9 protein-coding genes and 1 tRNA gene are annotated in these 6,646 nt (G+C 56.4%); 7 read left to right on the forward strand and 3 right to left on the reverse strand.

The genetic code is table 11. The annotated features are described in order from the left end of the window. Window positions 1-217 precede the first annotated feature (217 nt). From ACR0J8_RS22630 to ACR0J8_RS22655, 6 genes are all read left to right on the forward strand, one after another. Complete coding sequence (locus tag ACR0J8_RS22630) at window positions 218-1,093, forward strand: carbon-nitrogen hydrolase family protein (RefSeq protein ID WP_480527484.1); 876 nt, start codon at window positions 218-220, stop codon at window positions 1,091-1,093. Between the two features lie 91 nt (window positions 1,094-1,184). After that, window positions 1,185-1,403 (forward strand): translation initiation factor IF-1, encoded by a 219-nt coding sequence (gene infA, locus ACR0J8_RS22635; protein ID WP_005978431.1) that lies wholly within the window; start codon window positions 1,185-1,187, stop codon window positions 1,401-1,403. An 11-nt stretch (window positions 1,404-1,414) separates the two neighbouring features. Beyond that, window positions 1,415-1,993, forward strand: coding sequence for a Maf family protein (locus ACR0J8_RS22640; RefSeq protein ID WP_480527486.1), 579 nt, complete (start codon window positions 1,415-1,417; stop codon window positions 1,991-1,993). Beyond that, complete coding sequence (locus ACR0J8_RS22645) at window positions 1,990-3,012, forward strand: ribonuclease E/G (RefSeq protein WP_480892460.1); 1,023 nt, start codon at window positions 1,990-1,992, stop codon at window positions 3,010-3,012. The genes ACR0J8_RS22640 and ACR0J8_RS22645 overlap by 4 nt, the downstream gene beginning before the upstream one ends. Continuing rightward, window positions 3,009-3,191, forward strand: a complete 183-nt coding sequence (locus tag ACR0J8_RS22650) for a DNA gyrase inhibitor YacG (RefSeq protein WP_480527489.1) — start codon at window positions 3,009-3,011, stop codon at window positions 3,189-3,191. Before ACR0J8_RS22645 ends, ACR0J8_RS22650 begins: the two co-directional genes overlap by 4 nt. 79 nt (window positions 3,192-3,270) lie before the next feature. After that, window positions 3,271-3,345: transfer RNA gene (locus tag ACR0J8_RS22655), tRNA-Phe, on the forward strand. A 41-nt stretch (window positions 3,346-3,386) separates the two neighbouring features. On the opposite strand, the gene ACR0J8_RS22660 is transcribed toward ACR0J8_RS22655, so the two are convergent. The 3 genes from ACR0J8_RS22660 to ACR0J8_RS22670 all read right to left on the reverse strand — a co-directional run bounded on the left by ACR0J8_RS22660 (window position 3,387) and on the right by ACR0J8_RS22670 (window position 5,461). Then, complete coding sequence (locus tag ACR0J8_RS22660; protein ID WP_480892464.1) at window positions 3,387-4,088, reverse strand: tyrosine-type recombinase/integrase; 702 nt, start codon at window positions 4,086-4,088, stop codon at window positions 3,387-3,389. A gap of 6 nt (window positions 4,089-4,094) precedes the next feature. Beyond that, on the reverse strand, window positions 4,095-4,478 hold the full coding sequence (locus ACR0J8_RS22665) for a hypothetical protein (protein WP_480892467.1): 384 nt from the start codon (window positions 4,476-4,478) through the stop codon (window positions 4,095-4,097). A gap of 362 nt (window positions 4,479-4,840) precedes the next feature. After that, window positions 4,841-5,461 (reverse strand): hypothetical protein, encoded by a 621-nt coding sequence (locus tag ACR0J8_RS22670; RefSeq protein WP_480892469.1) that lies wholly within the window; start codon window positions 5,459-5,461, stop codon window positions 4,841-4,843. A 526-nt stretch (window positions 5,462-5,987) separates the two neighbouring features. Between ACR0J8_RS22670 and ACR0J8_RS22675 the strand changes: the two genes are divergently transcribed. Continuing rightward, window positions 5,988-6,563 carry a tyrosine-type recombinase/integrase gene (locus ACR0J8_RS22675; RefSeq protein WP_480892472.1) on the forward strand — a complete coding sequence of 192 codons (576 nt, stop codon included), beginning with the start codon at window positions 5,988-5,990 and terminating at the stop codon, window positions 6,561-6,563. Window positions 6,564-6,646 lie beyond the last annotated feature (83 nt).

Below are 6,646 nucleotides of genomic sequence, written 5' to 3' on the forward strand. Positions count from 1 at the left end.
TGGCATAGGGGCGCAAGGGGTTTTTGGCCGAAAAACTCCTGTTTATTGCCAAAAAGCCCGCTTGTGGGACACAGGCGGGTGGTGGCCTGTCGCTAACCGTCGGCCTCGTGTCGCAGCTGTAGTCGGATGCGCAATTCAAACGTTCGAGGGAATTGCGCTGTACAGTCCGCCACCTCCGCCTCTAATGTCCCAGCAACTTTGAACCGAGGACACATCGATGAAAGTCGCAACCGCCGCATACGATCTAGACTGGCTCGACAGTTGGAGCCAGTATGAGGACAAGCTGGACCGCTGGGTCGCCGAGGCCTCTGGGCAGGGCGCCGACCTGCTGGTCTTTCCCGAATACGGCGCGATGGAATTGTCGACATTGGACGGTGCCGGGGTGGCCGGTGATCTGGAGCGCTCGATCCAGGCGGTTTCCGGGCGGATGGAGGACGTACAAAACCTGCACACCCGCCTTGCGCAGACGTACAAAACATACATTCTGGGCGCATCGGCACCGGTGATTGACGGTTCGGGCCGCCCCGTGAACCGGGCCGTTTTCTATGCGCCGGACGGTGGTGTCGCGCATCAGGACAAGCAAATCATGACCCGGTTCGAGCGTGAGATCTGGGACATAGCCCCCGGTGGTCCGCTCAGGCTTTTCGACACGGCTCTTGGCAAAATTGGCATCCTCATTTGCTATGACAGCGAGTTTCCCCTGCTGGGTCGCGCCTTGAACGAGGCCGATCTGATCCTGGTGCCATCCTGCACCGAGGCGCTGTCGGGATATTGGCGCGTTCGCATCGGTGCGATGTCAAGGGCGTTGGAAAATCAATGTGTTACGGTTATGTCGTCGCTGGTTGGGCGTAACGATTGGTCCGAGGCGGTCGACATGAACACCGGCACAGGTGGCATATTTGGTCCGCCCGACAAGGGCTTTCCCCAGACCGGAGTACTGGCCGAAGGCACCCTGAACCAGCCGGGGTGGACCTATGCAGATGTCGATCTGTCCGCCATTGCCGAGGTTCGCGCCGATGGCCATGTTCTGAACAGAACCCACTGGGACGAACAGCCACCCCGCGCCGAATCGGTCACAATATCCAGCCTTTAGATGATTCCGCCCTTGAAATAAGGCCGAAATAGGCTCATTTAAGCGCACATCCCTGTAGATTCTGCAGGTGCAACGTAATGATGGAGACAACATGGCCAAGGAAGATACGCTCGAATTTCCCGGTGTCGTGAAGGAACTCCTGCCTAATGCGACGTTTCGGGTCGAGCTGGAAAACGGCCATGAAATCATCGCACATACGGCAGGAAAGATGCGCAAGAACCGCATCCGTGTTCTGGCCGGCGACAAGGTTCAGGTCGAGATGACCCCTTATGATCTGACCAAGGGTCGGATCAACTACCGCTTCAAATAACGCCTGCCGCAATGGCGTTTATTCTCGGATCGGGCAGCCCAAGACGGCTGGACCTGTTGGCCCAGCTCGGCGTGCAGCCCGATGCCATCCGCGCGCCCGATATCGACGAAACGCCCCTGAAGGGCGAATTGCCGGTTCCCTACTGCAACCGCATCACCCGCGCAAAAGTACTGGCAGTTCAATCGGATAGCGATGACGTCACCCTGTGTGCGGACACCACCGTGGCCCTAGGCCGCCGTATTCTGGGCAAACCCGAGGATGCAGGGCAGGCGGCTGAATTTCTGCACGCTCTGTCCGGTCGTCGCCACCGCGTGATAACTTCGGTCGCCGTGCGGCGCGGAGAGCGGATCCTGCAGCGTGACGTGGTTTCTCAGGTCAAGGTCAAGCGTCTGTCTGACGTTGAAATCAACGCCTATCTGGCGACCGGAGACTGGAAGGGCAAAGCGGGCGCTTACGCCATTCAGGGTCCCGCCGGGGCGTTCATCCCGTGGATTTCCGGCTCTTTCACCGGTATCGTCGGCCTGCCCCTTTCCGAAACCGCCGCTCTTTTGCAAGGCATCGGCTATCCCCTGTATCGTGAGGTATCATGAAGGGTCGTACCATCGTTCTGGATCACATCGACGACCGCGAAGCCGCCGCTCTGATGGTGGATGGCAAGCTGGACGATTTCCTGATTGCCGCAGACGCCCCCGCGCCGGGTACGATTTACCGCGCACGTGCCGACCGCCCGGTCAAAGGGCAGGGCGGAATGTTCCTGACCACGCCCGACGGCCCCGCGTTTCTGCGTCAGGTCAAAGGTCTGGCCCCTGGCACATTGATGCTGGTGCAGGTCACAGGGTATGCGGAACCGGGCAAGGCGCTGCCGGTTACGGACCGCGTCCTGTTCAAAAGCCGTTATGCGATCATCACGCCTGATGCGCCGGGCCTGAACATCTCGCGCTCGATCCGGGACGAGGATGAGCGCGACCGGCTTCTGGAGATCGCGCATGAAAGCATGGACGGCAGTGACTACGGCCTCATCCTGCGCTCGTGCTGCCAGGGCGAGAACGCCGAGGAAATCGCAGAAGACATCAGCGCCATGCTGGCCAATGCCGACCGGGTCATGAACGACTCCGGGACCGAGCCGGAGTTGCTGCTGGAAGGCGACAGCCCACACGTTCTGGCATGGCGCGACTGGACTGATCCGGCCGAGGTTGTGACCCAGTCCGGAGGCTTCGAAACCCATGGCGTGCTCGACGCGCTGGATGTTGCGCGCGGTATTTTCGAACCTCTTCCAGGCGGTGGTCATCTGTACATTCAGCCGACACGCGCGTTGGTGGCGGTGGATGTGAATACCGGTGCCGACACGTCGCTGGCCGCCGGAACAAAAGCCAACTTCGCCTGTGCCAAGACACTGGCGCGCGCATTACGCGTACGCGGTCTGGGTGGGCAGATCACGCTGGATCTCGCCCCCATGCCCAAGAAGGATCGCAGAGGCTTCGAAGGGGCTTTGCGCGCTGCATTCAAGGCCGATGGCATCGAGACCTCTCTGGCGGGCTGGACGCCCCTGGGCCACTACGAATTGCAACGCAAACGCGGACGTATTCCCCTGTCCGAGGTGCTGAAATGAGTTGTCCGATCTGTGGTGAAGACACCGTGACCAGGTTCCGTCCCTTCTGTTCAAAGCGCTGTGCCGACATCGATCTTGCCAAGTGGCTGAACGGCTCCTATGCGGTCGCTTCCCAGCGGGAAGAGGACGAAGAGGCAGATGTATCCGGGGAGAATTTCGAGCCGCCAAGGCCGCATTGAAAAAATGTCAAAAAGCCTCTGGACACTGCGTGGTGCAAGTCATAGAAGGCCTCCACCCAACGACGAAAGTCGTTCCCGTGCCCGGGTAGCTCAGGGGTAGAGCAGTGGATTGAAAATCCTCGTGTCGGTGGTTCGATTCCGCCCCCGGGCACCATTCAAGCTCTTGATAATGCTCGATATTCATCCTTGAACCTTTCAGGGTTTGACAGTTTTCTTGAAGGGTTTGACATTTTTTGATCGGCGTTCGTTCTCCTTCTCCAGAGTTTCCATTGTTATCCGGTTACGCTCTGCCAAGTTGGCGGATCGGGAATAATGGCGAGCCATCGATGGGGTTTTTTGCCCCAGCAGGTCCGCAATCTGGCGTTCCTCAAGTCCAGCCTCGCGTAGTGTTGTGGCAACTGTGTGCCGCAGCCCCTTTAGCGTTAGTCCAGCTTGCACGACACCCTCAGCTTCCAGCTTCATCTTGAAGCGGTGCCAAACCGTCGAAAAGCCGTTATAGGTCCAAGGCTTGCCTTTGGAGGTGGCGAGGACTGTCACTGCGTCGTGTGCCGGCGCCGCGTCCAGCGCATTCTTCAGCGTCGGGCCTATCGGAATGGCGACCTCTTCCGCTGTTTTGCCACGGACGCCCCAGATGGTGTTGCCGTCGATCTGGCGACGGGTCAGCCTGAGCGCATCAGATGGATCAAGCCCAGTGTTCATAATCAGCGCAATCGCCGCTCGGACGTGCGGCGCGGCTCGATCCAGAACTACGACAGCCTCCTCAATGGTCCAAGGACGGTTGGCATAGGGCCGATCTTTCGGGCGTGGCTTAGGAATAACAGCCTTCGCATAGTCGCGGTCGATCAAGCCTTTTGGAATGGCGTATCGGAACACTTGGCTCATGAAGGTACGGATCATGTTTGCTCACCGCCAGCCGACCTTGCCTGCGGCCTTGTCATGGATGCCCGAGACTAGGGGCGTCTTGATCGCGGAAACAGGTGTGTCCCGGATTGGGTGCAGGAAGTCAGCGCACTTGCGATAGTCGCGCTTGGTGGCGTCCGACAGATTGCCATAGTGTTCAGTCTGGAAATAGGCATTGACCAGCCCGCCAAGGGTTCCCGGCTTAGGTGCTTGCGCCTTCCTCGCCTCGGCAATGGCAGCAATGCGGGCGAATTCCGCAAAAAACTCAGCCGATCCTAACGGAGTTTTTTCCAGGTCGATCTTGTGACTCGTGGCGCGATGATAACAGCGCGGTTTCCCGTGCCGATCATCGAATATCTTGAAACCTCTAACCCTGACACGTGTCATTACAACTTGCCAAGAATGACGTCCTGCGTTGCCATCTCGGCCCCTTCCTTCATTGTATCAATCCAATTGTCCAGATCGCGCTTGTCCCAAAGGACTGTGCCGGGCCGCATTTCAATTGGTTGGACGGGGCACGTTGTTTTGAAGAGCTTTGGAGGAAGTCCAGTGTAAACCGCCGCCTCAGACTGTTTCAGCATGCGTTTCTCATTAACGTTGATAGTGAGACTAGCGTTAGCCACTGCTAGTGCCTCCCAAGACGTTCGTTGTTCCATAGCGTTGACCAAGATGTCCGTTCAGGGTCAATTTACCCCGAGGATCAATTGGCGCTGTTTTGGCCGGTTGGTTTTCTTCGACTACTTGTCGCATCACTCAGATCCAAACTCTGAAGCAATAGCCTCTATCTCTCCAAACGAAATCTGGCGCTCGACATGCATGCCTTCCATTTCAAATAATCTGGCAATCCCTGACTTATGCCACGCGGTCGGGTAACCTTCGAATTCATACTTTTCCATTTCGGGAAAGTGAGCCGCCGTGAAATACACTTCTAATCCGGCGTTTTTAAAAATCACGTATGCTGGTCTTTCATGGACGTTATATTTTAAGTTATATATTGATATATCTGAATCCACTTCGTCCCGATGCGACGACACGAAATCGAATAGGTAAACAAGGAAGTCTTCGGCGGTGTTTTCTCGCTTGAAATCGAGACGCTGAATTACACTTGCAGTTTCGATCTGCTCGAACTCATCATTCCGGAATTGACGGTAAATCTCAAAAGTCTCGACTATACGGTTTGGTGGAGCGCCTGTCATTAGAGCAAGCGTTAGCCTCGCCGCATCACGCGTTGTCATATCCGGTGCGTTCACGCCACGAGCTCCCGTCGTCAGAAAGCCTGCTTCACGGAGCTTCCTTGCTACAAAGTGAACTGTCGCTTGATCGATACCAAGCGCATTCGATGTGACTTTTATCAGATGACCAGACTTCATAGTCTAAATGTGCATTACGCATTTAGGCTATGTCAATACACCTTTTGCCCGTTGTCAGAGTATTTTGGAGAACACATGCTGTATCGTAGCGGAGGCTCTAGTTCGGTTTCTGTTGAAGTTTAGGCAGCAGCGGCTTGGCTCTACAACTGCCGTTACCGGATTGTCTGCATGTTACCGGATTGTCTGCATCTTGATCTCCTCTCTCACCTTCAGGATTTTCGTTCCGCGGCCATGATAGACGTCCGCTGGTGTCAGATTCACTAGGCTCTCGTGGTAGCCATGGTTGTTGAGTGAGCGACGAAGGCACCGATCTGTCATTCGGGGCCGCCGGGTATGCAATAGTATTCCAATAGCACTGGGTTTTCATGGTCTTGTATACGACTGCTTTGGGCTCGATGCGGTCATACGCTGCGCTGCTAACGAACGTCGAGTACTCTGATGAAACCTGTCTTTAGCTCCCTGATAGATTCAGTTGGTCGACCCGGTGTCGGTGCCTGGAGAGGGAAGGAAGGATGGAGGACAATTGATGTCCATTTTTCAACTTCCTGCCATCACACCGAAACGCCCGCCGTGGAATAAAGGTCGCCTTATAGGCCAAAAACGCCCGCTTCTCGCGAAGCAGGTCTGGGCCATCCGCGTCCGGCTTGAACTCTCAGACAATCTCAGGGACTTGGCACTCTTCAATCTTGCGATCGATAGCAAGCTGCGAGGCTGCGATCTGGTTCGCTTGAACGTTGCCGATCTTGTTATTGGTGATCGTGTCCGCGAACGCGTGACAGTTGTCCTGAGCAAAACAAAGCGGCCAGCCCAATTCGAGGTTTCGGAAAACACCCGCCAGTCCATCTGGACCTGGGTATGTCGCCCGGAGATGCTTGGATCCACTTTCCTTTTCCCAAGCCGCTTCCACGAAAGGCCGCATATATCAAGGCGACAGTACGCGCGTCTGGTCCGCGATTGGGTGTCGGCGATTGGTTTGGAGCCAAGCGATTACGGCACGCATTCACTAAGACGCACCCAAGCGGCACTGATCTACCGGAAAGCAGGCAGTCTACGCGCGGTGCAGCTCTTGCTTGGCCACACCAAGATCGACAGCATGTCTTAGCCCCGTAAAACTGTGCCACTATTTTGGTGTCACGGAAGGGATGATGGATGGCTCGGAAGCGGTATTCGGATGAAGATGCGTTG

It is taken from the genome of Ruegeria sp. N11 (assembly GCF_056531525.1).

What these genes read in the sequence shown, in the direction of transcription:
- ACR0J8_RS22675 (WP_480892472.1), top strand. Translation starts at nt 5,988, where the DNA reads ATGTCCATTTTTCAACTTCCTGCCATCACACCGAAACGCCCGCCGTGG.
- ACR0J8_RS22630 (WP_480527484.1), top strand. Translation starts at nt 218, where the DNA reads ATGAAAGTCGCAACCGCCGCATACGATCTAGACTGGCTCGACAGTTGG.
- ACR0J8_RS22645 (WP_480892460.1), top strand. Translation starts at nt 1,990, where the DNA reads ATGAAGGGTCGTACCATCGTTCTGGATCACATCGACGACCGCGAAGCC.
- ACR0J8_RS22640 (WP_480527486.1), top strand. Translation starts at nt 1,415, where the DNA reads ATGGCGTTTATTCTCGGATCGGGCAGCCCAAGACGGCTGGACCTGTTG.
- ACR0J8_RS22670 (WP_480892469.1), bottom strand. Translation starts at nt 5,461, where the DNA reads ATGAAGTCTGGTCATCTGATAAAAGTCACATCGAATGCGCTTGGTATC.
- infA (WP_005978431.1), top strand. Translation starts at nt 1,185, where the DNA reads ATGGCCAAGGAAGATACGCTCGAATTTCCCGGTGTCGTGAAGGAACTC.
- ACR0J8_RS22665 (WP_480892467.1), bottom strand. Translation starts at nt 4,478, where the DNA reads ATGACACGTGTCAGGGTTAGAGGTTTCAAGATATTCGATGATCGGCAC.
- ACR0J8_RS22660 (WP_480892464.1), bottom strand. Translation starts at nt 4,088, where the DNA reads ATGATCCGTACCTTCATGAGCCAAGTGTTCCGATACGCCATTCCAAAA.
- ACR0J8_RS22650 (WP_480527489.1), top strand. Translation starts at nt 3,009, where the DNA reads ATGAGTTGTCCGATCTGTGGTGAAGACACCGTGACCAGGTTCCGTCCC.